We start from the raw sequence: 25,920 nt of genomic DNA, 5'->3' as shown, positions 1-25,920 counted from the left end.
TCGGTGGTCGTGTCAGATTCCTCACCGGACCCGTCCCCGGAAACTCCCCCGGCCACCGGCCCGGTGGCAGGCTCGGTCGCCTCCGACGCCCGCGTCGGACGCCTGCGCCTCATCGCCATCGTCAGCGGCCTCCTGGGCACCCTGTGCTTCCTGTCCCTGCCGTTCCTGCCGGTCGCGCAGACCACCTCGACCGTCCAGTGGCCGCAGAACGGGTCGGTCGACTCGGTCACGGCCCCGCTCATGGCGCACTCCCCGCAGCGGTTCACCGCCACCGCGCCCTGCGCCCTGGTCGCGGACCTGCCGCAGGACGGGGGCATCCTCCTGTCGACCGCTCCCGCCGGCGGCGAGGAGGCCGGTGAACGCGCCCTGTTCGTGCGCGCCTCCGCCGACACGGTCGACGTGGTCTCCCGCAACCGCGTGATCGTCTCCGCCCCGCGTGACCGGGTGGAGGCCGGTGACTGCACCCGGCTCAGCGTGGTCGCCGCCCCCACCTACGTGGAGGCCGCGTTCGAAGGCCTCGACGATCCCGCAGCCGCCCGCCGGGTGGACGCCGACGACCTGCGCCCGATGGTAGTGGGCGTCTACACGGACCTGCCCTCGGACACCGCCGTGCCCGCCGGCCTCGAGGCCACCGTCGAGGTCGACTCCCGGTTCACCACCGACCCCACCCCCCTGAAGTGGGCGGCGATGGTGATCGGCCTCCTGGCCACCGCCGTCGCGCTGTGGGCCCTGCACGCACTCGACCAGACCGACGGTCGGCGCGCCCGCCGCTTCCTGCCGCGCGGGTGGTTCAGGATCCGGCCGCCCGACATCGCCGTCATCGGCACGCTCGCCATCTGGCACTTCATCGGCGGCAACACCTCCGACGACGGCTACATCCTGTCGATGGCCCGCGCCGCCGATCCGGCCGGCTACATGGCCAACTACTACCGCTGGTACGGGGTCCCGGAGTCTCCCTTCGGCTCGCCCTACTACGACCTCCTCACGCTGTTCTCGCAGGTCTCCACGGCCAGCCCGTGGATGCGTCTGCCCGCCCTCGTGGCGGCCATCCTGTGCTGGCTGGTGATCAGCCGTGAGGTCCTGCCCCGACTCGGCCGCGCCGCGCGCACCACCCCGGTCGTCATCTGGAGCGCCGCCGCCGTCTTCCTCGCCTTCTGGATGGCGTTCAACAACGGACTCCGGCCCGAACCCGTCATCGCGCTGGGCGCCCTGCTCACCTGGGTCTCCGTCGAACGGGCGATAGCCACGCGCCGGATGCTGCCGTTCGCGATCGCGGTGATCATCGCCTCGTTCTCGCTGGCCACCGGCCCCACCGGACTCATGGCCGTCGCCGCCCTCATCATGGGTCTGCGCGCTGTCGTCCGCACCGTCGTGGTGCGCGGGGCCCGGATCGGGTCGTATCTCGCGCTGATCGCCCCGGTGCTGGCCTCCGGCACGATGGTGCTCATCGTGGTCTTCGGCGTCCAGAGCCTCGCCTCCGTCCTCGAGGCCATCCGCGTCCGCGGCGAGATCGGGCCCAACCTGAACTGGTTCGAGGAATTCGTCCGCTACTACTACCTGATGATCCCCACGGTGGACGGCTCGCTCGCCCGCCGTCTGCCGGTGCTGCTGGTCCTGCTGTGCCTGGCCCTGGTCATCGGCACGATGCTGCGCCGCGGGAAGGTGCCCGGCGCCGCCTCCGGTCCCGTCTGGCGCCTGGTCGGCGTGGTCGTGGGTACGGCCTTCTTCATGATGTTCTCGCCGACCAAGTGGACCCACCACTTCGGTGTGTACGCCGGTATCGGCGGGGCGATCGCCGCGCTCGGCGCCCTCGCCATCTCCGCGTCCGCCGTCCGGACGGCCCGCAACCGGACGCTGTTCCTCGGTGTGATCCTGGTGGTGGTCGCGCTCGCGTTCGCCGGACCCAACGGCTGGTGGTACGTCTCCAGCTACGGCATCCCGTGGTGGGACAAGGCGCCCAGCGTCCGGGGGATCGACGCCGCCAGCGTGCTCCTCGCCCTGGCCGTGCTCACGTTCGCCTTCGCCGGCTGGCAGCACCTCCGCCGCGACTACACCGGCGACCGGGCGCCCCGGACCTCCGAGGGCCGCCGCCGCGTGCGGACCTTCGCCGCCGCCCCCATCGCGGTGGTCGCGGGTCTGCTGGTGGTCTTCTCGATCGCCTCGTTCGCCAAGGGCATCCACAAGCAGTACCCGGCCTACAACATCGCCGCCGGCAACCTGTCCGCGCTGGCGGGCGACCCCTGCATGCTCGCCGACCAGGTCCTCGTCGAGCCCGACGCCAATGCCGGCATGCTGGACCCGCTCGACGCCACCCCCCTGCCCGACGGGTCGATCGACCCCCGGGACCGGGCCGCGGCCATCGAAGCCGGGGAGAACACCGCGTTCACCCCGGACGGCGTCGCCCCGGACCTGTCCGCGGACGCGGTGGTGGCCGATCCCGGCGCCGCCAACACCACCTCCGAGCCCGGCGGCGGGCCGTCCGTCAGTACCGGCGAGAGCGCAGGCACCGCCGGTGGCCGCGGGGCCGAGGGCGTGAACGAGTCCACGGTGGCCCTGCCGTTCGGACTCGACCCCGCCACCACCCCGGTGCTCGGTTCGTTCTTCGTCGGCCCGCAGCGTGAGTCGAGTCTCGAGACCGGCTGGTACCGGCTTCCCGAGAACCGCGAGTCCCACCCGCTGATCGTCATCTCGGCGGCGGGTCGGATCGGCCGCTACGACGCCGACGGTCTCTACAAGTACGGCCAGGAGGTCGTGGTCGAGTTCGGCCGGTCCGGTGACGCCGGGGTCGACATGATCGGCGAGCCGGTCGTGCCGTTCGACATCGGACCCGCCCCCACGTGGCGCAACCTGCGGGTGGACATGCAGGACGCCCCCGCCGACGCCGATGTCATGCGGGTCCGGGTCGACGACAACGACCTCACCCCCGAGCAGTGGGCGGCCATCACTCCGCCTCGAGCGCCCGAGCTCGTGACGGTCCAGGAGATGGTCGGGTCGGAGTCGCCCGTCCTGCTCGACTGGGCGGTGAGCCTGCAGTTCCCGTGCCAGCGGCCGTTCGCGCACTACGCGGGCGTGGCCGAGCTGCCGGAGTTCCGGATCATGCCCGACCGTCCGCTCGCCGTGAGCGCCACCAGCACGTGGATGGCCTACGAGTCCGGCGGCCCGCTGGGCTGGGTCGAGACCGCTCAGCGTGCCCGTACGATCCCGTCGTACCTGCGGCATGACTGGAACCGCGACTGGGGGTCCATCGAGGCGTACACCCCGCTGGGCACCTACCAGGAGACCCCGCCGGCGCCGGCGGAGGTGACCACCGGGACCGAGACCCGCTGGGGTTGGTGGGAGCCCGAGGGGCCGATCCTGGTGACCGACCCGGAGCGCTGACCGGCCCGGAGCGGGGACCGACCCGGATCGGGGACAGTTCCGCGCTGACAGGGGCTCGCCGGAGGCAGAAGCCGACGGCGGGCCCCTTTCTCGTCCCTGCCGGAGCCGCATTCGGTGTCAGCCCGGGCACCGAGGCATGGCATCCCCGCCGGGTCCGCTGCCTCGTCGGGTCATGCGCGCTCTCTGTACGGCTACCGCAGGGTTGTGCTGGGAGAACGGACCATTCAGGACGCATAGGTCAACGGGGCAGCGCGAGCTGGCGCGGGAGCAGCGCGAGCAGACGCGTGCCGCGTGGGCGCGGGCCGCGTGGGCGCGGGCCGCGTGGGCGGGTGCCGCGTGCCGCGTGGGCGGGTGCCAGGTGCGCGGGCGGGGCCGGTGGCCATCGGCCGGATGGCGTGGCCCCGCCCGCGTCGATCACATCGGGGCGATCGGGTGCTTACGCGGCGGCTCGTTGCGGATCTTGTCCCGCAGCTGGTTCAGCGCACCGCGCAGCACCAGACGGGTCTGCGACGGCTCGATCACCGCGTCGATGTACCCGCGCTCGGCGGCGGTGTACGGGGTGGCGATGAACTCGTTGTACATGTCGATCAGCTGCTTGCGGAGCTTCGGCCCCTCCTCGGGGCCCGCCTCCTCGATCTGACGACGCTGCAAGAGGTCGACCGCGCCCTCGGCGCCCATCACCGCGATGCGGGCGGTCGGCCAGGCGAAATTCAGGTCGCCGCCCAGGTTCTTGGACCCCATGACGGCGTACGCGCCGCCGTAGGCCTTGCGGACGACGAACGTGACCTTGGGGACCGAGGCCGCGACCACGGCGAACCCCATCTTGGCCCCGCGGTGGATGATGCCGAGTTTCTCCTGCTGCACGCCCGGGAGATAGCCGGGGGTGTCCACCACGTAGACCAGCGGGATCGAGTACGCATCGCACAGCGACATGAACCGGGCCGCCTTCTCGGAGGCGTCGATGTCCAACGCCCCCGACAGGTGCAGTGGCTGGTTGGCGATGACGCCGACCGACTCGCCGTCGACCCGGGCGAAGCCCGTGATGATGTTGGACGCGAACTGCGCAGAGGTCTCCACGAACTCGCCGTCGTCGAACATCCGCAGGAGCACGTCGTGCATGTCGTACGCGGCGTTGTCCGAGTCCGGGATGATCGTGTCGAGGTGCAGGTCCGACTCCGTCGGCTCCGGCTCGAGGCCCGGGTTGATCCGGGGGGCCTTCTCCGCCGCCGAGGACGGCAGGTAGCTCAGCAGGTTGCGCACGTACATGAACGCGTCGTGCTCACTGACGGCCACGTGGTTGACGTTGCCGTTCTTGGCCTGCTGCAGGGCCGAACCGAGTTCGTCCATGGTGACGTCCTCGCCGGTGACCTGACGGATCACGTCCGGGCCGGTGACGAACATGTACGCCTGGTCCTGGACCGCGATCACGAAGTCGGTCGTCGCGGGGGCGTAGACGGCGCCGCCCGCGCACTTGCCGAGCATGATCGAGATCTGGGGGACGTAGCCCGAGGCCGGGTACTGCCGACGCGAGATCTCGGAGTAGTAGGCCAGCGAGGTCACGGCGTCCTGGACGCGGGCACCACCGGAGTCGTTGATGCCGATGATGGGGCAACCGACCTTGATGGCGAAGTCCATGATGGCGCAGACCTTCTTGCCGAAGCCCTCGCCGACCGACCCGCCGAACACCGTGTTGTCGTGCGCGTACACGGCCACCGGACGACCGTCGATGGTGCCGCGGCCGGTCACCACGCCGTCACCGAACGGGTTGTCCGGACTGCCGGGCGCCTTGGCGAGCTGCCCCATCTCCACGAAGCTGCCGGCGTCCAGCAACAGCCCGATGCGCTCCCGGGGCGGGGTGTGCCCCGCGGCGTCGCGGCGGGCCTTGGCCCGCTCGCTACCCGGGTCCATGGCCTGCTCGGTCTTGACCCGCAGTTCCGCGAGCTTCTCCGCGGTGGTCTTCGCCGTCACGCGTCTGATCCCTTCCGTACACCCGCGTCGAGCTCGGTGAGCCGACGCGCCAGATGCTTACCGACGGTACCGACCACCGGTTCGTCGACCATCGCGAGGTGGTCCCCCTCGAGCTGGACGACCTCCAGATCGGCCACGATCCGGGCCCAGCCGCCGTCCGGGTCGATGTGGGCGTAGCGGGGCTCGAGCTCGATCGCCCCGTCGTGCATGCGCTCGGCCCGGTAGAGCACGAACGGCACCTCCGCGCCGATACCGGCCCAGGAGGACAGGTCCGCGCTCTGCAGGATGCGGTTGTCGACGAAGCTGGCCCGCTGGTGCTCGATGACGCCACCGCCCATGACGCCCGCCTCGGCACCCAGTGCCCCGAGCAGCATGTCCAGGACGCCGTCCTCACCGTGCTCGGCGAGGAAGTCCCGCGGGACCTCCACGTCGAGCCCGTAGGTGCGCTTGGCGAACTCCGAGTATCGCCGCCACCGGGCCTCGGCCTCGTCGAGGGTGTCGGGGATCGGCTCCGACGGCTGCACCGTGTCCAGCAGGACGACCAGCGCCACCTCGTCGCCCGCGGCCCGCAGTTGCCGGGCCACCTCCACGGCCAGCGCGCCGCCGAAGGACCAGCCCCCCACGGCGAGCGGACGGCCGGCCGCGATCTCGCGGATGCGGTCCAGGTAGCTCGCGGCCCGCTCCTCCAGCGGCCCCTCGACTCGCTCGACGCCGTACACCGGGGTGTCCGCGCCGAGTCGGTCGACCAGCGGCTCGTACACGAACGACGACCCGCCGGCGGCGTGGAACAGGAACAGCGGGGTGCCCTCGGCCGACCCCTCGGCCAGCACGCGGATGTTGCCCTCCACCGCGACCTCGGTGAACGGACGCAGCAGGTCCGCGACCTCGGCGATCGTCGTGGCACCGGCGACCTGCGCGGCGGTGATGTCGCCGCCCGAGCGGGCCGAGAGCCGCTCGGCGAGGGCGGTCCGGGTGTCCTCGTCGATCGCGGGCAGCGCGCCCGTCACGCCGGGCGCCGCGGCGCCGGTGACCACGGCCCACGCACCGAACGCCATGCGCTCGGTGTCGTCGCGGGGCGCGATGGAGACCGCGGAGTCATCGGCGCCGGGGCCCGCGTCGGACACCGACGCGTCGCCGCGCAGTGCGGCCACGTCGACGGCGCCCTCACCGCGGGCCTGCTGGGCGGCCAGGTCGCCGACCTGCTCCGGGTTCTCCACGGCGAACCGCACCATGTCCGCGACATCGTCGAGCGACGCGTCGCGCATCGCCTGCAATTCGAGCGGCGGGATGGAGAACTCGTGCTCGACGCGGTTCTTGATCCGCACCGCCATGAGCGAATCCAGGCCGAGATCCAGCAGCGGGAGTTCCCTCGGCAGGTCGTCGGGGCTGTACCCCATCGACGACCCGATGATCCGGGCCAGTCGGTCGCCGATCGACTCGCCGGACTCGGGATTCCAGCGGTTGTCGACCTCGTCGTCGTCCTCGTCCTCGTCGACCACTGGGGCGTCGGACTCACTCGACACGTAGTGCTGCTCGGGCGCGGACTCCGGGGCGATCGGGGCGCCCCCGGTCACCGCGCACTCGGCGACCAACACGAACGTCCCGGAGCCCTCACCGGTCCGGGCGTGGACCTGCACCGACGCGCCACCCGGGTGCGGGGTCATGGTGGTGGTCACGGAACCGGCGGCCGGCAACACACCGGGCCGGTTCACGGCGGTGAGGGTCGCGCCGTCGAGCACGGACGCCGCGGCGGCGGTCATCAGCGCGTCGACGCTGGGCACCACCTCGGCGCGGACCTGCCAGGCGTGGCGACCGTCGGGCAGCGCGACGTGCGAGCCCGGCATGCGGCCCTCACCCGACCCGCCACCGGCGGTGACCTTGGGCCACAGGGTCCGGCGCTTCCAGGCCGTCCCGGGCACCGGTGCATACCGGTCCGGGCCGGTGACGTACCCGTGGATCATCTCCACCACGCTGGGCATGTCGATCGTGTGACCGTGGACGTACAGCTGCGCGATCGCGTGGAGGAGGGTGTCGGCCTCCGACTCCTTGCGCTTGAGCGTGTGGAGCAGGTTGGGCTCCATGAGGCCGGCGTCGAAGCAGGTCGCGGCCACGGACATCGCCGCGACCGGGTTGGGCGCCAGCTCGAGGAACGTGACGTACCCGGCCTCCACGGCCTTGCGCACGGCGTGGGTGAACCACACCGAGTGACGCATGCCCTTGACCCAGTACTCCTCGGCGTGGACCGGCTCGTGGCCGGCGCGGTAGAAGGTCTCGCGGTCGACCGAGGAGAACAGGCCGGAGGTGAGCTCGTGCGGTTCGAGACCGGCGATCTCGGCGGCGAGTTCGCCGAGGAGCATGTCCACGTCCGACGTGTGGCCGGCGCCGCGGACCTGTAGCTGACGGGCGAACTTGCCCTGCTCCTCGACCCAGGCCACGAAGTCGGCGACGGGCTTGGCGCGCCCGCCGACCGTGGTGTGGGTGGGCGCCGCGTAGACCGCGGGCTCGATCGAGGCGAACTGCGGGTTGTCGGCGATGATCCGGGCGATCTCCTCCGCCGAGTACTCGACCAGCGCCATGGCGCCGGCCTCGTCGTCCGACACCTGGCCCTCGGCGTCACCCATGAGACGCGACCGCACGCAGATCACGCGCACCGCGTCCTCGAGGCCGAGTCCACCGGTCGCGTAGGCGGCCGCGACCTCGCCCATCGAGTGGCCGATGACGGCCTCGGGCTTGGCCCCGAGCGCGCGCAGGGTGTCGATCAGCGCCACCTGGATGGCGAAGATCCCGACCTGGGAATTCTCGAGCTCGTAGGTCTGGGAGTCGTCGAGGATGATCTCGGAGATCCGGTACCCGGCCTCGAAGTCGATGAGCTCGTCCACCGCGTCCAGGCACGAGGCGAACAGCGGGTTGGACAGGTACAGCTCCTTGGCCATCTTCCGGTGCTGCGAGCCGAAACCGGAGAACACCCACACGTCGCCGGTGCCGGCGGGGGCGTCGGCACTGAACACGCCGGGCCCGGGATCGCCGGCGGCCAGGGCCCGCAGGCCCGCCACCAGCTCGGCGCGGGTGTGGCCCACCACGGCCCCGCGGGACCGCCCGTGGTTGCGGGTGGCCAGGGTACGGGCGACGGCACCCAGGTCGATCGAGTCGTCCCGGGCCTCGAGCCAGTCGGCGATCTGGCCGGCGGTTGACTTGCGCCGCGACGGCAGGGAGCCGGAGACCACGAGCACGGTCGCGGGCGCACCGGCCACGGAGGTCCCGGTGGTGGCCAGCTCGTCGGCGTTGCGCTCCACGGCCTCGGCCACGCAGCGGGCGACGTCGTCCGCGTCGGACGCGCTGGCTGCGTCGTCCGCCTCGGCTGCGTCGTCCGCCTCGGCTGCGCCGGCTGCCTCGTCCGCGCCGGCTGCGTTGCCCGCCTCGGCTTCGCCGGCCGCGCCGGCCGCCGGCTGGTATTCGGCCACCACGACGTGCGCGTTGGTACCGCCGAACCCGAACCCGGAGATGCCGGCCAGGGCGCGGCCGCTGTAGCGCGGCCACTCGGTGGTCTCGGTGACCACGCTCAGTCGAGCGGCGTCGAAGTCGATGTACGGGTTGGGGCCCGCGAAGTTGATCGTGGGCGGCAGGGCGTCCTTGTTCATCCCGAGGATGATCTTGGCCAGACCGGCGGCGCCGGCGGCGGACTCCATGTGGCCGAAGTTGGTCTTGGCCGAGCCGAGCAGCGTGGGCCGGTCGGCCTCGCGCCCGCGACCGAGCACCTGCCCCAGGGCGGTGGCCTCGATGGGGTCGCCCAGGATCGTGCCGGTGCCGTGCGCCTCGATGTAGTCGACCTCGCGCGGGTCCACACCGGCGTCGGCGTAGGCCTGGCGCAGGACCGCGACCTGGGCGTCGGGGTTGGGGGCGGTCATGCCGTTGGAGCGGCCGTCCGAGTTCACCGCGGACCCCTTGATGACGGCGAGGATGTCGTTCCCGTCCCGTTCGGCCTCCGAGAGGCGCTTCAGGATGAACACTCCCCCGCCCTCCGCACGGCAGATGCCGTTGGCGTCGGACGAGAACGCCTTGATCCGCCCGTCCGGGCTGAGCGCGGCGCCGGTCTTGGCGAAGCCCATGGTGGCGGCGGGCGCGAGCATCATGTTGACGCCACCGGCCACGACGAGATCCGACTCGTGCAGTCGCAGGGAGTTGACGGCCTCGTGGATCGCCACCAGCGACGTCGAGCAGGCGGTGTCCAGTGTCATGGACGGGCCGCGGAAGTCGAACGTGTAGGACACCCGGTTCGAGATGATCGAGTTGGAGGCGCCGGTGACCGCGTAGGGGGAGGCCGCAGCGGAGTCCGAGGTGAGGAACACCTGGTAGTCGCTGGAGGACGAGCCCATGAAGACGCCGACCTCGTGGCCCTTGAGGTCACTGGCCGGCAGGTGGGCGTTCTCCAGGGCCTCCCACGTGAGCTCGAGCGCGAGCCGCTGCTGCGGGTCGACCATCTCGGCCTCGCGGGGGCTCATGCCGAAGAACTCGGCGTCGAAGTCCTTGACCTCGGAGTCGTCGAGCCAGCCGCCGCGGTCCGGGGCCTCGGCCAGGACCTGCTGGACGTAGGCGTCGCCCGCCCACTCCGACCAGCGGGAGTCCGGGCGGGGGGTGGTGGCGTCCCGGCCGGAGGCGAGCAGTTCCCAGGTCGCCTCCGGGGTGTCGGCGCCGCCGGGGAACCGGGTGGCGAGCCCGATCACGGCCACGTCGAACTCCATGCCCGCGCCGCGGTCACGGAACGTGTGGAAGTCGGTGGGCTCGTCGGTCTCGACCGGCCCGTTGACGACGTACTCGGCCAGCGAGGCGATGGTGGGGTGCTGGTAGGCGACGGTCGCGTCGAGCGGGCGACCGATGAGGTCCTCGAGATCGGCGGACAGGGACACCGCGTCGCGGGACGACAGGCCGTACTCCTCCAACGAGCGGTCGTCGGTGACCTTGGAGATGTCGAGCCCCGTGGCCCGGCAGACCCAGCCCCGCATCCACTCGCGGAGCTCCACTACCGTCATCTCGCTCTGTGCCATCGTCGTGGCTCGCCTTTCCCTCGGGTGTCGTCCGGTGTGTCCCGTCGCGGCGGGGCACCCGTGGTGCCTTGAACCGGCCCGGTCGCCGGACGCTACTGCGTCGGCAGATCCGGGAAGGCGGACTGCTGATGGCCCCCGCGGAGGGTGCCGTCCACGTACGCCGCCTTGCACGCGCGACGCGCGATCTTGCCGCTGGACGTGCGGGGGATGGATCCGGCCGGGACCAACAGCACATCCTGGGCGGTGACGCCGTGTCGTGCGGAGATCGCCGAACGGACCGCGTCCGCGATCGGTCCCGGGTCCGCCTTACCGGCGCCGGGTGCGCGCTCGCCGACCACGACGAGCGTCTCCGAGGAGTCATCGGCGGCGATGTCGGCGCCGTTACGCGCCTCCATCGGCAACTGGTTGGCTGGCACCGAGAACGCGGCGACGAAACCGGGGCGGAGTGCGTCGGACGCACCCTGCGCGGTGTTCTCCAGGTCCTGCGGGTAGTGGTTGCGGCCCGCGACGATCACGAGGTCCTTGACGCGTCCGGTGATGTACAGCTGACCGTCCACGTAGGCGCCGTAGTCCCCGGTGCGCAGCCACCGCGCGTCCTCGGGCACGGTCCCGAACTCGCGGACCGTCCGGGACCCCTCGTCCAGGCGCTCCACCAACCGGTTGCCGAACGTGGCGTCGGACTCCTCGGGGCGCCCCCAGTAGGCGCGCCCGACGTTGGTGCCGTGCAGCCAGATCTCGCCCACCCGGCCCTCGGGGAGCTCGCGACCGGTGCCGTCGTGCTCACCGGTGGCCTCGTCGATGTTCGCGTCGACGATGGTCGCCCACTGGCTGGGGGCGACGTATCCACAGGCGACCTGCGGGATGGCGTCCTCGTTGCCCTCCACCTGCGCCGGGTCCAGGACCGTCATGACGCCCTGGTTGAGATCGGTCCGGTCCACGTGGATGACGATCGCCTCGTCGTCGCGGCGCGGCGAGGAGACGAACAGGGTCGCCTCGGCCATGCCGTAGGACGGCTTGATGACGGTCGGCGCGAGTCCGTAGGGCGCGAAGGCCTCGTTGAAGGCACGCATGGAGGCCGGGGTGACCGGCTCCGAACCGTTGATGATGCTGGTCACGCCGGACAGGTCGAGGGTCTCGCCCTCCCGGGGAAGGCCCCGGCGGGCGGCGTGCTCGAACGCGAAGTTGGGGGCGGCGGCGAACACCCCGTCGCCGTCCGACATGGCGCCCAGCTGCGAGACCCAGCGGCCCGGGCGCTGCACGAACGCGCGGGGACTCATCACCGAGATCGTGGCCCCGCCCATCGCGGGGAGGATCACCGTCAGCAGGCCCATGTCGTGGAACAGCGGCAACCAGGTGACGCCGCGCGACGCGCGGGTCAGCCCGAGCCCGTCGAACAGCTGCATGACGTTCGTGACCACGTTGCGGTGGGTGATCTCGACTCCGGCTGGCACCCGGGTGGATCCGGAGGTGTACTGCAGGTAGGCGATGTCGTCGGCACCGAGTTCCGGCCTGGTCCAGCCCGAGCCGAGCTCGGCGGGGATGGCGTCGACGGCCACGGTGCGCGGACGCTCGCGGGCCGGCAGGGAACGGAACAACGTGCGGACACCGGCCGCGGATTCGGTCGAGGTGAGGATGACCGCGGGCGCGCAGTCCGCCAGGACGGCGTGGAGTCGGTCGTGATGACCGGGCTCGTCCGGGTCGAAGAGGGGAACCGCGATGAGCCCCGCGTGGATGGCCGCGAAGAAGGACACGATGTAGTCGAGACCCTGCGGCGCGAGGATGGCCACCCGGTCACCCGGCTTCGCGACCTGCTGCAGACGGGCGGCGATGGCGTAGAGCCTGTCACCGAACTGCGACCACGAGAGTTCGTGCACCTCGCCGTCGCGGGAGGACGAGTAGTCGATGTAGCGGTAGATCAGCCCGTCCTCGGCGGGATCCTCGCGAGCGGCGGAGACGTTGGCTTCGACGAAATCGACGAGGGTGGTGCGATCAGGGATGACGATCGCCCCGCTGGCGTCGTGGTACTGCTCGAACTCCACGTTGCTCCGTTCCGATCCGTCTTACGTTGGTCGACGTCGTCGACCACGGAAATGCCGGGTGCACTGACGACAAGCTTGGTCGATCCTACAGCCTGCCCCAGAGCACATCCGAACTCCGAATCATCCGGAACGTCAGGCGTGTCGCCCGGGCCCCCGGAGGCGGGGCCCACCGCTCACCCGTGGGCGATCTCCGGGGCGCCGTCGACGAGCTCGCGAACGTGCCCGATCGTCCACTCGGGGACCGTGGTGCCCTCGATGACGTCCGGGTTGGTGGCGTACATCGCGTGGATGGCGTTGTTGGCGACGAACTCCTGGAACCGGGCCGCTCCGTCCACGACGTTGAGCGGGGCGTTGCAGATCAGGTCGCGGGAGTCGCAGATCTGGGCCGTCCTCTCGGCGAGTTCGCCGAATCCGCCCGGGCGCGGTCCGGTCATGGTGGCGCCGGCGATGAGCTGGGTGAGGCCGGTGGCCGGCTGCAGGGAGATCTCCATGCCCTGGCCGTTCCCGGGGGACAGACCCGGTGACCGCCCCTCGCCCGGCAGTCGGCGGCCGTCGGCGATGAGGACCGATCCGCGGACCAGGTCGGCGGGCACCGGACCGTTGCCGGTGCCGATCTCGCTCGTGAGGTCGCCGGCGATCACCGCGCCCTGGGAGAAGCCCAGCAGCACGAACGAGGTGTACGGGCACCGCTCGTGGGTCGCGGCGAGCTCGGCACGGGCACGCTCGGTGCCCTCCGCCCGACTCTGGTCGTAGGGGATCTCGTTGGGCGCCTGCGGATTCCTGAACTGCGCCACGTAGGGGACGGTGAACACCTCGAGCCGGTCGTCCGGGTACTGCTGGCTCAGCGGGTCGGTGATGGTCCGCAGCAGGGCGTTGGGCAGGAAGCCCGGGTTGTACGGGTCGTCCGTCGGGCTGCTCTCCCACGTCCCCGGTACGGCGATCATCTCCACGTCCGGGCAGTCCGCCGGCTGGGTCAACTCCGGCTCCCCCGGGGTCGGCAGCGGTCCGTCGGGGCCCGTGGGGAGTCCGCGGTTCCCGATCCACCACCCGACGCCCACGACGAGCAGGACCACCAACACGAGCGCCCCCAGCGAGCAACCGAGACGACGGCCTCCGCCACGACGGGATCCACGAGCCACGATACGAACTCCTTCCCGGCCTGCCCACGCGACTGTGGCGGGCGGCCGACGATCGGTCAACGTCCCGAGGACGGTCGGGGTTCCGTGAGACCCCTGAGGGTGTCGGGGCTCACCGCTCGGCGGCGCGTGCCGGGCCCGGGGTAGCCGGCCCCTGGGCCCCTGGCCCCGGGGCGAGTGGGGGCCGCCGGGGAGCTACGGGCAGAGCTGGCCCGCCGAGGCGTCCACCACGATGCGCGAGAGCTCGTCGACCTCACGGTCCGAGTACCCACCCGCCGAGATCTGACCCGCCACCGCGTCCGCGATCGTCGTGGTCTCGTCGGCGGCTCCCCCGGTCGTCCGGATCCGGCAGATGGTGTTACCCGCGGCGACGAGCGAATCGGACAGCTCCGCGGTCTCGATGCCCTCGTTCTCGAGCGCCGCGAGGTACCCGCGCTCCCGCGCACCGACGGCCGGCGCGGTGTACCCGGAGGCGTCCGGGTCGACCGGTGCGGGCGCCTCGGTGTAGCGGCCGGAGTCCTCCGTCGCGGGTACACGCGAGACACCGGGGGTCCCGCCGCCACCCGGCGGCGGGGCCAGCGTCTCGGAGTCGGGCACGCCGGAGACCGTCGAGTCCCCTCCACCGCAGGCGGTGAGCATCCCGCCCGCGACGAGCAGCGCGGCGGTCAGGGTCGCCAGCCGGGATCTCACGACGAGATCTCCGCCCGGCCGCCGCTCACGGTGATGCTGCCGCCCTCGAACTCCATCACCTGGCCGTCCCTGGTGTTGCGCAGCGGGCCGGTCGGGTACCCGAGCCGGCCGCGCTCGTAGTCGACGGTGCCCCAGGCATCGAACACCGGCCCGCGCGGGACCACGTGCGCCCCGGTACGCGGGGACCAGTAGATCGCACCGCCCTGGAACCTGTTGAACGCCCCTCGACGGGTGCTCAGGGCGATCTCGTCGGTGGTCGGGTACCCCAGCTCGGAGTTCTCGGCCCCGGCCTCACGGTAGGTCTGGAGGATCGCACCCTCGACGACCTTCGGACCCGTCTCCTCGGACCAGTAGACCGTTCCGCCCTGGAAGCCCTGGACGACGCCCGGCTTGTTGGGGTTCGTGATCTCGTCGGTGGTCGGGTAGCCGAGCTCGCCGCGCTCGGAGCCGCGCTCCTGCCACATCGCCCGGATGCCGCCGCGGACGGCGTGCGCGCCCGTGGTGGGCGACCAGTAGATGACACCGTTCTGGAAGGTGGAGAACCGGCCGCGGCCGTCCGGGGTGGCGGTCTCACCGGAGGTCGGCAGACCGAGCACCCCGTCGGGGCCGCCCTCGGCCTGGTAGGCGGCACCGATCGCGCCGAGGACCGAATGGGCGCCGGTCTGCTGAGACCAGAACACGCGACCGAAGCGGAAGTCGGTCGCCTTGCCGCCGCGGACGTCGTACTCGCCGGTCAGGCACGGACCGAGACCGGGCTGGCGCTCGGCCAGGCGGGCGATGTCGCCACTCGCCGCGCACGGCTTCTCCACGTTCTCGATCCCCACCGCGGTCGCGAACTGCGGCCACGCCTGGGTCATCTCGAACTGCCAGTAGGGCCAGGTGTGCGTGCCGGACGGGCGGAAGTTGGCGGTGACCTCGACCCCGGCGGCGCGGGCCCTGTTGACGAAGGTCTGCGTGGTCATCCGGGAGAGCAGTTCCAGGCCGTAACCGGGGAAGTTGGTGGGGATGTCCGGCAGTCCGGACGGCTGGTCCCAGGGCCCGGTGTTGCCGCTGCCGGCGGAGACGTAGACGCTCTGCCCGCGCATCCTCTCGGTGTGCAGCTTCGGGTCCTGCTCCTGCCAGCGCCGCGACCCGAGCGGGCCCCACATGTTCTCGGCCGGGTAGCCGCCGGCGTCCTGCATGGCCACCTTCACGGCCTCGGGCATACCGAAGCTGGTGGTGTCGAGGAACCCCGAGTAGCTGGCGGCGAAGTCGAAGTGATCCGGGTAGCGCTGCGACAGCATCATGGCGGCCGTGCCGCCCATGGACAGTCCGGCGACGCCGTGCTTGTCACCCACCCGCCAGTCGCGGGCCAGCAGCGGCGGCAGTTCCTGCATGAGGAACGTCTCCCACTGGTAGGCCGAGCCCTTGGCGTCTGCGACCCAGTCCGTGTAGAAGCTCGACTCGCCACCGACGGGCAGCACGATGACCGCGTTCTTGGCGTCGAAGAACTGCGAGATCTTGGTCTCGAGCGTCCAGCCGCTGGCGTCGTCGCGGGCCCGCAGCCCGTCGAGCAGCAGCAGGGACGGGTAGGTGCGCTCGGGGTCCGCGTTCCACTGGGCCGGGAGCATGAGCTGCACCTGGATGGCCTGTTTCATGGCCGGCGACTGGACCCAGAGCGCGACCCGGTTGGCGGACTTCCACTCGACCTTGTCGAGACGGACGCCCGACGGTGGTGCCGAGGGCACGCGCAGGCTGGGCGCCTCGGGTGCGTTGGCCGGGCTCTCCGCGGGGGTCGACCGGGCCGGGCTCTCCGCCGGGCTGGTCTGCCCCTGGGTCGGCCGGACGGGCGTCTCCTGCGCCGCGGCGACGGGCGGGAGGACGAGGCCGGATCCCACCACGGACGCCACGAGGGGAGCCGCGAGGAGGGACGTCCACCGGGAACGGGGGCTCGCGTGTGCGCTGGGGGTCGCCATGTGTTGTTCTCTTCCTTGCCGCGTCGTGTCGCCGAATAGTTAGTGGGCGCGCGTCTCACCGACCCGCGTCACCTGTATCCGGAGCCCGGGTCCCGGTGCGCCCGCGGGTTCCCCTCCCGCGGCCGAACCCGGTGGTCACACAACGACCGGGGCCCCGCACGAGAATCTACGCGCGGGGCCCCGGTGTGACGGGTGAGGACTCGCTGATGAGAGTCCGATTCGTCGGCTAACTCGGTGTGATCACCACGCGTGGGCGTTCATCACGTCAAGGATCTGCGCCGAGCGGGCCGCGATGAGGTCGTCGTTCCAATAACCCCAGCCGTGGATGCCGGTGGTGCGGTACTCGAACGTCGCCTTGTTCGGCGCGGCGTTCATGGTGTTCTGGAACGCCAGCGTCGAGCCGCGGGACAGGCCCTCGAGGATGATGCCGTTGAACGTGTTGAACACGGCCTGCAGACTGGAGGGCTGGTCGTACCGGCCCGGGATCGCCGACCCGGCGGTCACGTACATCGGGATGTTGCGCAGCTTCGCGGCGTTGAGCAGCGGGTCGTTCTCGCCCCAGCGCGGCGAGCCGGGCAGGCCCCACATCGCGAACGGGTCGCACTTGCACTGGTCGAACATCGCCAGCGGGATCATGGTGTACATGCCCGGCGCGGTCGGGTTCATGTAGCCGGAGAACACCGAGACCTGCTTGAACTGGTTCGGGTGCTTGGCGGCGAGCGTCGCGGCCGCCGAGCCGCCCATCGACAGTCCGGCGATGGCGTTGTTGTCGCGCCGGACGCCGAAGTGGGCCGCGAGGTAGTCCGGCAGCTCCTTGGTCAGGAACGTCTCGTACTTGTACTGGAGCAGGGTGCCGCCCAGGTTGATGGGCCGCTCCCAGTCGGAGTAGAAGGACACCTGACCGCCGACGGGCATGACCAGGGTGATGTTGTCCTGCAGGAAGATGCGCTGCGCCTGGGCGTCGTGGGTCCACGCGTTCCAGTCGTCACGGGCACGCAGGCCGTCGAGCAGGTACAGGCCGGCGTTGCCGCCGAAGCGGGCCGGCTGCACCTGGACCTTGATGGGCCGGTTCATCGACGGCGAGTGGACCGTGCAGAGCTGGACCCAGGAGGCGACCGGGTCCCACTCACAGCCGGGACGCAGCCAGTTGCGGAAACCAACCGGGTTCTCGTTACCTCCGGCCGGCCGGAACGCGGGGGCGGCGGGCGGCGGGGCAGCCGAGCCAGCGGACCCGAGGCTGGCCGACGAGCCCTGCTCGGTCGCCTGCGCGCCGGCCAGTGCCGGGGCCCCGACGATGAGCCCTGCGGCCGTCGCCAGAGCGGTGAGCCCGGCGGCGAACCTGCGCCGGAGGGTGGATTGGGACATTCGTTGGTTCCTTTGTTCGTTCCTGGTGCCCGGGAGGGCATCGGTGACGTTCATCGGACCGGCCCCACCAGGGGAGGACCGGAACTGCGACATCGAGTTCATCGATACTGTCGCGCACTTTGGGACAGGTGTTACAGGTCAGGGACCAATTCGACCCCCGACTGTTACCGTTTCGAGATAACAGCTTGGGCCACACTACCGAGTGCCCTGGTACTTCTCCACTTTCTCAGGCATCGGTAACCCGCACCTCTGCACCTCGTACGCAGGGATTCTGTTGATCCGGTACTCGGCGTATGAAAATGCGTTCATCACGTTCGACCAGCGCTTCTCCAGGGTCAACGGACCCGAGTACGACTCGATCAACGCCTGGGTGGCCGGGCACTGCAGCGCGACCTGCGCCTGGTTCACCCAGTTCACGTCGATCCACCGCGGGAAGTTGACCGGATCCTCGACCACGCCGGTGCGGGCGAGCACCCAGTCGTACGGCAGGAACTTGTCGTGCCCGATCCGACCGTCCTCCATCCGGTCTGTATGCGCGGCCAGCGGCGACGCGAGCCCCACGGTGTCGTAGACGTCCACGTCGAGCGGCAGGTTCATGCTCGTCATGCCGAGGTTGAGGAACACGACGGTCTTGACCGGCTCCTCGGGCAGTTCGAACGGCGCCAGCCCGGGCATGGGGCGGTCGTAGGAGACCACGTCCCACCGGTCCTGGAATCCCGGCACGGGCAGGAAGACCGCACCCGTCCGGTTCGCGGTGACGTCCCGCACCAGCGCCCGCATCCGGGGGAAGTCCAGGTAGTCCTCGGCGAGCAACGGATGCTTGTGGCCCGTGCGCTGGATGTAGAACTGGCGCTCGTCCACGATCCCCGCCGCCGTGATCGACTCCGGTTCCTCGCGGAAGGGGTCCTCGGTGACCTGGACGGTCACCGCCCAGCCGACGACGACGAGCCATGCGACCGCGGTGAGTGGGACGGTCACCCGGCGCACCGAGGCGTCCGCGGACCCGCGGGCGGGACCGACGGGAAGGGGCACCACCGAGACCGGCAGGAGGAACAGGAACAGGGACGGCAGCAGCACGCGGCCGTGCATGAAGTCGCCGCCCACGCGGACCACGTAGAGCAGCATCACCAGCGCCACCCCGAGGAAGACCGCCGTGACGACCGGGGTGGAGCGGACCCGCTGGCGCAGCCGGAGCAGGCGGCCGGCCTCGTCGTCGTCGTGGTCGTTGTTGTCGGCGTCGGCGCCGTCGTGGTCGTCGGCGTCGTCGTGGCCGTCGTCGTGGCCGTCGGCGTGGTCGTCGGCGCTGCCACGCGGATCCGCTACCGTCCCTCCGGATCCGCTACCCGAATGCGGGTAGCGGATCCGGAGCGGGAGTAGCGAATTTCCGCGGCGGAGGGCCAGGCGGGCCCAGAGTGCGACCAGTCCCGCGATCAGGACGGCGGCCAACGGCAGCAGCAACGCGTACGGCGCCACCAGGTTCCACGCATACTCGGCGCCCTTGTCCCACTTCGCCCCGCCGGCGTCCTTGGCCACCGCCGTGAGCGGGTACGGCAGGGCGTAGTACGACATCCGCCAGAGCTGGTACAGAACGGGGACCGTGCCGGCGATGACCACCAGCCAGCCGAGGTGACGCCACGACTGGCGGGCCGCGGCCATCAGCGCGAGGAACGCGGCCGCGGCCAACGCCATCTCTGGGCGCACCAGGGGGCCGAGACCGGCGATGAAGGCGACCGCCGCGGTGCCCGGCGCGGGCAGACCGAACCGCCCCTCACGGCGGGGCGCGCGGGCCCAGAGCTGCAGCCCCATCCACATGGCGCCGATCCAGCAGATCACCAGACCCGTCTCGAGGCCCGAGGTGGCGAAGTCGCGGGCCGGCGGCAGCATGACATAGACCAGCACGCCGAACGGCAGGAGCAGTACCGGGCCACCGGCGGGCGCACGGCGGGTGCCGCGGTACATCACGCGGGTGCCGACCATCGCGCACACCACCGCGACCATGCTCAGCGTGAGCGCCACGCCCAGGACCACCAGCTCGAGCCGGTACCCGACGAGCTCATGGACCCCGTAGATGAGATAGGTCCACAGCGTGGAGGTGTTGGACTCGACCCGCTCCCCCGCATTGAACACCGGGCCGTTGCCGGCGATGAGGTTGCGGACGGTGCGCAGGACGATGAGTCCGTCGTCGGCGATCCACCGCCGCTGCCAGGCCCCGGCGAGGAAGATCGCCACCACCACCACGACCCCGGTCCAGAAGACCGGTGCGGTGCGCCCGGTCCGGCGCGCCGCCGTCACCTCCGACATCGACCGTCCGCCGGACTCAGGAGATCGACGGGACGATATAGACGCCGATCACCACGGTGAGGACCCACAGGGCCGCGAGGACCTGCAGGACCCGGTCGCCGAGCGCGATGTCCTCGGGCTCGCCGGCCTGCGCGGCGTCGACGTCGACCGCGTACCGCAGGACCGCGATGGTGAACGGGACGATGGAGATCTGCAGCCAGATCGCCGCGCCGGCCGGCTGCGTGGGGTCGGACCCGCGGTCGTACGCCCACAGGGCATAGCAGAGCACGAGCACCGTCGCGGACAGCGTCCAGACGAACCGCAGGTAGGTGGGGGTGTAGCTCTCCAGAGCCTTGCGGATCTTGGCGCCGGTCTTGAGGTGCAGGTTCAGCTCGGCGTACCGCTTGCCGGCTGCCATGAACAGCGAACCGAACGCCATGACCAGCAGGAACCACTGCGAGATCTCGACCTCGGCGGCCGCGCCACCGGCGACCGCGCGCAGCAGGAAGCCGGAGGAGACGAACGCGATGTCGAGCACCGGCTGGTGCTTGAGACCGAAGCAGTACATGAGCTGCAGCACGATGTACACGGCCACGACGATCGCCAGCGCCGGGTGGGTGAACAGCACCGAGATGGCGAGCGAGGCGATGATGAGCACCACCGCCATGCCGTAGGCCAACCCGACGGGGAGCACGCCCGCGGCGATGGGGCGGAACCGCTTGGTCGGGTGGGCGCGGTCGGCCTCGACGTCCATCGCGTCGTTGATGAGGTACACGCTCGAGGCGGCCATGCAGAACGCCACGAACGCGATGAACACCGAGAACAGGACGTTGCCGTCGGTGAGGGTCTGCGACCCGGCCGCCGCGGGGGCGGCGATGACGAGGACGTTCTTGACCCACTGGCGCGGCCGGAGGGCCTTGATCATGCCGTCGAGGAGGTTCTTGGGCGGCGCGCCCTTCGCATCCTCCTCCGCCTCGGCGATGTCGTCTATCTCGTTGGCCGTGTGGGGTTCGGCTCCGACGAGGTGGTGGTCTGCCACGCCCCGGGACGCCGGCGCTCCGGAATGATCGGTCATCGCTTCTCCTCGGGATTCTGGGTGAGGCCTGGGCCGGACGCACCGTCGCGCAACGCCTCGGGCAGCACGTTCTGGACGGCTGCGGAGGGCCACACCGCACGGGTGAGCGCAGCGCAGCCCGCACCGACCGCGGCACCGGCGAACACATCCGAAGGGTAGTGGACTCCCAGCACCAGCCTGGACGCCAGCATCACCGGCACGAGCGCCGGCGCCACCGGGACCCCGGCCACCGACCCCGCGAGCAGGGCGAACGCGGTGGTCGAGGTGGCATGGGAGGACGGGAAGCTGAGCTTGGAGGGGGTACCGACGCCGACGGTCACCGTGGGGTGGTCCGGGCGCCGGCGGCGGATGACGCGCTTGACGACAACAGAGGTGGCGTGGGCACCGAAGCTGCCGACCCCCACCATCGCCCAGCGGCCGCGCCGGGCCGGATCGACCGCCATGCCGGCGGCCGAGATCGCCATCCACCCCAGGGCGTGCTCGCCGACATGAGACAGCGTCACGGCCGCCTCCCGCGAACCGGGCACGGCCAACAGCTGACGCTGGATCGCCGCCAGCAACCGGACCTCGCCGGTCGGTACGGGGATCTCCACGGCGGGATCGGACACCACCGGATCAGGATTCGAAGACACGGCCCCAGGCCTCCTTGGTCACGAGATCGGCGTGGGCGTCGCGGTAGCGGCGGCGCATCTCCGGGAATCGACGGAACAGCTCACGGTGCACGGCTGCCGATTCCTTGAACAGGGCGGCGGCGAGGTCGCGGTCGCGCTTGCGGTAGACGACCCCGCGACCGTCGGCGGTGGTGACGGTCGCACCGTCGACCCTGCTGAGCGAGTACCAACGGGCCTCGATCGGCGGGAAGTTGGCCTGCGGCACCTCGTGGTGCGTCTTGTCGTCCCTGCTCAGGGTGTGGGCCAGGCCGCGGGCCAGTGCCACGGCCTTGCGGACCGGGCCGCGGGGTTCGGAATGGATGCCGGCCGGGCCGCCGGACGGGGCGGGCAGGTCCACGGCCGACGGGATGACCACCGCGTCGGGGAACTCCGCTCGCATGGCCCGCACCTTGGGCAGGGCGGTGGGCAGCAGTTCGTACAGGGCCTCCGGGCCGCGCAGGAAGTCGCGGATGGCCTCGATCTGGATGGCCACCGTCGAGTACTCCAGGCACACCAGATGCTTGACCAGCGCCTTGAGGCTGGACTGCATGATGCCCTTGTGGTCGCCCTCGTGGTACATCGACGCCACCACGAGGCGGTTCCGCAGGTGGAAGTAGGCCTGCCAGTCGATCGCGTCGTCCTTGTCCGACCACGCCATGTGCCAGATCGCCACACCCGGCATGGTGACCGTGGGGTGGCCGGCCTTCCGCGCGCGCAACCCGTACTCCGCGTCATCCCATTTGATGAACAGTGGGAGCGGCTGCCCGATCTTCTCGGCGACCACGCGCGGGATGAGGCACATCCACCACCCGTTGTAGTCCACGTCGATACGGCGGTGCAGCGGCTTGGGGTTGTCCCGGTCCGTCAACTGGTGGCGCGAGAAGTCGTAGTCGTAGTCCGCGTGCGGCGCGGCGGTCCACATGAAGTCGTGGGCGCCCACCACCTCGCCCATCGTGTGCAGGTGACTGCGTTCCTGCAGGTTGAGCATCTGGCCGCCGACCAGCATCGGGACGGTGGAGAAACGCCCGAAGGCCAGGGCCCGCAGGATCGAGTCGGGCTCGATCTCGATGTCGTCGTCCATGTACAGGATGTACGGCGAATCGGTGAGACGCCTGGCCTCGTACATGATGCGGCTGTACCCGCCCGAACCACCGAGGTTGGGCTGGTCGAAGATGTGGAGCCTGTCGCCGAGGAACTCCGCCGCCTCCGCGAAGCCGGGCTCGTCGCGGACCTTGCGATCGCCCTGGTCGGGCATGAGGACGGCGTCGATCACGGCGTCGACCTCGGGATCGGAGGTCAGTGCCCGCAGCGCGGCCACCGCGTCGCCGGGCCGGTTGAACGTGGGAATGCCGACGGTGACCCGGCGGTCGTTGGGCACCTGCACCGCCGGGTCGCGCGTGCCGTCGGGGTGGGCGTCGGGGCGCGTGGCCGGGGCGTCGACAGACGAGTACCACCCGCCCGCGAGCAACTCGACGTCCGTGTCGGAGGTGAGGTCGAACCAGATCCACCCGCCGTCCTCGAACGGCCCCAGGTCGCAGGTGAACTCGACCGTCGTCACCTGGTCGGCCCGACCCCGCTCGCCGACGACGTCACCGGTGATCGCGATGCGCGACCCGTCGATCTTGGAGCGGTACAGGTCCACCCGTCCGGACCCGCGCACAGTCAGCCTCAGGACGACCTCGCCGAGAACTGACCACCGCCGCCAGTACGCCGCGGCGAACGCGTTGAAGTACGTGGCGAACGAGACCTCGGAGTCCGCGCCGATGCTCAGCGAGGTCCGCGAGGAGGAGTGCGCCCGTCGGACGTTGGTGGACGCCTCCGCGAGGTAGAGCGAGCGCACGTCGAGCGGCTCACCGGCCCGCGGGAGGATGATGCGCTGGAGGCATTCCCGGCCACGTGGAGTGGAGAGCGCGACGACCGACCGCTCGATCTCGTCGATCAGTTCGTGGTGGCCGTGGTGTTCCATATATGCCAGTCCCCGTCCCGACGGCCGGGGGCCGCCCTCATCAGCCTTGCTGCGCCTCGCCCTACCCGCACCCGCGGGCAGGAAAGCCGGGTCGATCGTACCCGGCGGGGGCGACACGGCCCGTCCAGCACGCGCCGGGGCCCCACCCGGGAGGACAGAAGAAGTAGGTTCGGTACATGCGCCTCACCGGATCCGCCCGTCGCCGCCCGACCGTCCGCACCGCCCTGGGGGTGCTCGCACTCGCCACTCCCCTCGCCCTCGCCGGGTGTGGTTCCGATGACGCCCCGTCCGACGACGCGGCGACCACCGGAGCCACCGCGGCATCGCAGTCCGAGGGCCGCGAGTCCGGTGGGTCCGCCGGGGGCGCAGCCGAGTGCCCGCCCGCCGAGGGCACAGCGGAGCGCGCCACCGAGTTCGACTCGGCCCCGCCGATGTGTCTGGACGAGGGCGTCGACTACTCCGCCGTCATCACCACCGACGCCGGCGTCGTCACCGTGGACCTGCTCGAGGAGAAGGCCCCGGAGACGGTCAACAACTTCGTGTTCCTGGCCCGCAACAAGTTCTACGAGGGCATCACGTTCCACCGCGTCATCCCCGGTTTCATGATCCAGGGCGGCGACCCGCAGGGCACCGGCAGCGGCGGCCCGGGGTACGACTTCGCCGACGAGCTCCCCGAAGCCGGCGAGTACGAGATCGGGTCGATGGCCATGGCCAATGCCGGACCGGACACCAACGGTTCCCAGTTCTTCATCGTCACCGGCGACTCCGGCGTCTCCCTGCCGCCGGACTACAGCCTCTTCGGCACCGTCACCGACGGGATGGACGCCGTCACGGCGATCGAGGACGACGGGAGCCCGCAGGGCCGGCCGCAGACGCTGCACACGATCGAGTCCGTGGAGATCGTCGAGGGCTGAGCCGACCCGGGCCGGGCGACTCTAGTACCCGCTCGAGCCGCCGCCGCCGGAGAACGACGCGTTCGAGTAGCCGGTGTTGGTGGAGCTGGCCGACTGCGCCGCCTGAACGTCGTGGGTGTGCCAGCCGGACACCACGTAGTACGGCACGAAACCGTTGTAGCCGTACCCGGCCCGCCAGTCGCGGTCGTACAGCCTCGGCGCGTGGCGGTCGCCCGCGTCCTTCGCCACCTCGACGTCCGCCATCTCGCGGGCCCGGATCGCCTCCACGACGAGCCGGTAGTCCACGACGAGCCGGGCGTAGCGGCCCATGAAGTCGGGAGCCTGCGTATCCCGGGCCAGCTCGTCGGCGCGGGCGTCCAGGGCCCGGGCCTCGGCGGCCAGCCGCTCGTCCTTCGTCCCCAGCGCGGCGGCGAGCATGTCCTCGTGCAGCTCGCCGAGCTGGCGGCGGCGCACGTCGGCGTCCCCCTGCTCCATGCGGAAGAGCTGGTCGATGTTCTGTTCCGCCGTGAGCATCTGGTCCACAGTGGTGTGGGCGGTGTCGATGTCGCCGGCCTTGGCACGGAACTCGGCGTCCGTCGAGTCGGGCCGCAGGTCTCCGATCCGGCCCATGACCTCATCCAGCGCGAGGAACCGGCCGCGCACGTCCTGCCACTGGGACCGCAGCTCGTCGTCGGCCAACGGGGAGGTGAGCGAATTGGCGCGGATGTCCAGCCCGCTGAGCTCCCCCGCCACCCGCCCGTACTCGCGGGAGACCCGGTCGTAGCGCTCCCTCGCCGTCGTCGCCTTCTTCTTACGACTCGCCGCGACCCCGGCGCCGACCGCGCCCGCGACGATCACCCCCGCTCCGGCGAAGGCCCACGGCAGCCACGCCGGCGCGGGCTCGGGCTCCGGCGCCTGCACGGTGGGATCGGCGGCAGCCCGCGCCCCCGACAGCAGCCCGACCGCGTGGTTCTCGCGCCGCATCGGGTCCTTCATCGCCTCGAGTGAACCGTCGAGGTGACCGCCCTCGAACAGGTCGAGCGCGGCGCACACGTCGTCTCCGCAGTAGATGCCGACGTCACGCGCCTCCGTGTCGTTGGCCACGATGAGCGTCCCGGGCGCCCATTTCTCCCGGTCCTCCGCCACCAGGTCCGGTCGCTCGTCCTGGGCGAAGCGCTCGGTGGTGTCGTTGAGGTTGTCGCCGTCGTCATCGAAGACCAGGTACTCGACGCGCGCGACCTGCGGCGGGAACGCGATGCGGCCGGTCTCGGTGCGGAGCAGGTCCTGGTCTCCGGGTGAGAGCACGCCCGCGCGGTCGGTGATACCGACCTCGACCGCCCGGGCTGGCGCCTCCGCGGGGGCGGGGGCCTGCGCACGCGCCGACGCGAGCGGGAACAGGAGCAGCAGCAGTCCCACGACACCGGCGACCACCACGAGCAGGCGCAGGGTCGGGGCGGTGGTCGTCCGTGTCATGACCCGAGCC

General features: G+C 71.2%; 14 protein-coding genes. 2 read left to right on the top strand and 12 right to left on the bottom strand.

The features are described 5' to 3' along the window. Positions 1 to 9 precede the first annotated feature (9 nt). Complete coding sequence (locus L8M95_RS12210; protein ID WP_260486408.1) at positions 10 to 3,378, top strand: arabinosyltransferase domain-containing protein; 3,369 nt, start codon at positions 10 to 12, stop codon at positions 3,376 to 3,378. 414 nt (positions 3,379 to 3,792) lie between these two features. Here L8M95_RS12210 and L8M95_RS12205 read toward each other — a convergent pair whose 3' ends face one another. The 11 genes from L8M95_RS12205 to L8M95_RS12155 all read right to left on the bottom strand — a co-directional run bounded on the left by L8M95_RS12205 (position 3,793) and on the right by L8M95_RS12155 (position 23,544). Then, positions 3,793 to 5,286, bottom strand: coding sequence for an acyl-CoA carboxylase subunit beta (locus tag L8M95_RS12205; protein ID WP_260489243.1), 1,494 nt, complete (start codon positions 5,284 to 5,286; stop codon positions 3,793 to 3,795). 56 nt (positions 5,287 to 5,342) lie between these two features. Continuing rightward, positions 5,343 to 10,388 carry a polyketide synthase Pks13 gene (gene pks13 / locus L8M95_RS12200; protein WP_260486407.1) on the bottom strand — a complete coding sequence of 1,682 codons (5,046 nt, stop codon included), beginning with the start codon at positions 10,386 to 10,388 and terminating at the stop codon, positions 5,343 to 5,345. A 92-nt stretch (positions 10,389 to 10,480) separates the two neighbouring features. Then, on the bottom strand, positions 10,481 to 12,427 hold the full coding sequence (gene fadD32 / locus L8M95_RS12195; protein WP_260486406.1) for a long-chain-fatty-acid--AMP ligase FadD32: 1,947 nt from the start codon (positions 12,425 to 12,427) through the stop codon (positions 10,481 to 10,483). 173 nt (positions 12,428 to 12,600) lie between these two features. Beyond that, entirely contained in the window at positions 12,601 to 13,566 is a 966-nt protein-coding gene (locus L8M95_RS12190; RefSeq protein WP_260486405.1) for a cutinase family protein, read from the bottom strand. A gap of 192 nt (positions 13,567 to 13,758) precedes the next feature. Continuing rightward, positions 13,759 to 14,253: a DUF732 domain-containing protein gene (locus tag L8M95_RS12185; RefSeq protein ID WP_260486404.1), complete on the bottom strand. Its 495-nt coding sequence runs from the start codon at positions 14,251 to 14,253 to the stop codon at positions 13,759 to 13,761. Then, the gene (locus L8M95_RS12180) at positions 14,250 to 16,208 is read right to left on the bottom strand and encodes an alpha/beta hydrolase-fold protein (RefSeq protein WP_260486403.1); all 1,959 of its coding nucleotides are present in this window, start codon (positions 16,206 to 16,208) and stop codon (positions 14,250 to 14,252) included. The genes L8M95_RS12185 and L8M95_RS12180 overlap by 4 nt, the downstream gene beginning before the upstream one ends. A 240-nt stretch (positions 16,209 to 16,448) precedes the next feature. Continuing rightward, positions 16,449 to 17,573: an alpha/beta hydrolase family protein gene (locus L8M95_RS12175; RefSeq protein ID WP_260486402.1), complete on the bottom strand. Its 1,125-nt coding sequence runs from the start codon at positions 17,571 to 17,573 to the stop codon at positions 16,449 to 16,451. A 195-nt stretch (positions 17,574 to 17,768) separates the two neighbouring features. Next, the gene (locus L8M95_RS12170) at positions 17,769 to 19,874 is read right to left on the bottom strand and encodes an arabinosyltransferase (protein WP_260486401.1); all 2,106 of its coding nucleotides are present in this window, start codon (positions 19,872 to 19,874) and stop codon (positions 17,769 to 17,771) included. 16 nt (positions 19,875 to 19,890) lie between these two features. Continuing rightward, entirely contained in the window at positions 19,891 to 20,928 is a 1,038-nt protein-coding gene (locus tag L8M95_RS12165; protein WP_260486400.1) for a decaprenyl-phosphate phosphoribosyltransferase, read from the bottom strand. Then, a complete protein-coding gene (locus L8M95_RS12160; protein WP_260486399.1) occupies positions 20,925 to 21,560 on the bottom strand; it encodes a phosphatase PAP2 family protein in 636 nt (211 codons plus the stop codon). The genes L8M95_RS12165 and L8M95_RS12160 overlap by 4 nt, the downstream gene beginning before the upstream one ends. Next, positions 21,544 to 23,544 carry a glycosyltransferase gene (locus L8M95_RS12155; RefSeq protein WP_260486398.1) on the bottom strand — a complete coding sequence of 667 codons (2,001 nt, stop codon included), beginning with the start codon at positions 23,542 to 23,544 and terminating at the stop codon, positions 21,544 to 21,546. Before L8M95_RS12155 ends, L8M95_RS12160 begins: the two co-directional genes overlap by 17 nt. A 176-nt stretch (positions 23,545 to 23,720) precedes the next feature. On the opposite strand from L8M95_RS12155, the gene L8M95_RS12150 reads away from it, so the two are divergent. Further along, a complete protein-coding gene (locus L8M95_RS12150; protein ID WP_260486397.1) occupies positions 23,721 to 24,458 on the top strand; it encodes a peptidylprolyl isomerase in 738 nt (245 codons plus the stop codon). Positions 24,459 to 24,479: 21 nt separating this feature from the next. Here the strand turns inward: L8M95_RS12150 and L8M95_RS12145 are convergent, their stop codons facing one another. After that, on the bottom strand, positions 24,480 to 25,910 hold the full coding sequence (locus L8M95_RS12145; RefSeq protein ID WP_260486396.1) for a DUF5129 domain-containing protein: 1,431 nt from the start codon (positions 25,908 to 25,910) through the stop codon (positions 24,480 to 24,482). Positions 25,911 to 25,920 lie beyond the last annotated feature (10 nt).

Source organism: Dietzia sp. B32, from assembly GCF_024732245.1.
In the GTDB taxonomy this organism is placed as follows: Bacteria; Actinomycetota; Actinomycetes; order Mycobacteriales; family Mycobacteriaceae; genus Dietzia.
Note: the sequence above shows the minus strand (reverse complement) of the source record. Positions and strands in the feature narration are given on the sequence as shown.